The sequence below is a fragment of the Verrucomicrobium sp. 3C genome, assembly GCF_000379365.1.
Lineage (GTDB): Bacteria > Verrucomicrobiota > Verrucomicrobiia > Methylacidiphilales > Methylacidiphilaceae > Methylacidimicrobium.
This window is the reverse complement of record NZ_KB901875.1, coordinates 1,328,476-1,329,236: the sequence shown is the minus strand read 5'-3', so window position 1 is coordinate 1,329,236 and position 761 is coordinate 1,328,476. Positions and strand designations below refer to the sequence as shown.

The 761-nt window shown below is 57.6% G+C and carries 1 pseudogene (running past one end of the window); it reads left to right on the top strand.

From position 1 onward, the window contains the following. Nucleotides 1-728 precede the first annotated feature (728 nt). Nucleotides 729-761, top strand: a pseudogene (locus tag A37A_RS16315) (cupin domain-containing protein); it runs 900 nt beyond the window's last position.

Genomic DNA, 761 nt, shown 5'->3' with positions numbered 1-761 from the left:
GTACGACTCGGAGGGCAAGCCGCTGGAGCCACACCAAACCAAGGCGGCTTAAAAGAGGAGCAGAACTTTGCCCTTGCCCCGGGGCAAGGGCAAGAACCCCAAAGGAAACAACAACCCAATATCCCAAGCGGTCAGATCACTTGTTACCAAAGCGGTCAGTTTGACATGTCTTCAACAGGGAAAATTGGCGCTTGTGAAGCATGCAGGCTACCGCCACTTCTCACAAAGTTCGTACCCGAGGCGCGGCGCCGGGTTTCCCCCGGAGCTGTATGAGGAGATGCTGCAAGGATGGAAAACCAAGCGAGAGCGAAGCAGACAAGCCCATTTGGCAAGCCGCAGGAGAAAGCGCACGTGGAGTCGAGGAGTGGCGCCGTGCGACGTAGGAGAGCCATAGCGGGAGCTGCCCCTTTCGGTATGACAGTGCCTGAGTATCTCTCCTTATCGGCCGTTTCCACTCCCCGCTCATCAAACCGAACAGGCGGATTTCCCGCATTCGGCTTCCGAACAAGGTTGGTACAGGATTATGCCCACGGTAAGCTCCACGTACATCTCCCGAGGGAGAGGAGGTCGAACTTGCCTTCGCTTTCTCCTGCAACGTCCTCTGGAGCCTCCGAACACGCAAGGGAGGTTGTAGGCGTACCGCCACACTCCGTTCTCGCTCCTTCCGACGTTTCCCTTGAACTAAGGCCCCTTCCCTCCCTCGGACTTTCTCCGAGCTCACAGGTAGTATGGACCTATCCGACTCCCACCTGGTCCCGCTT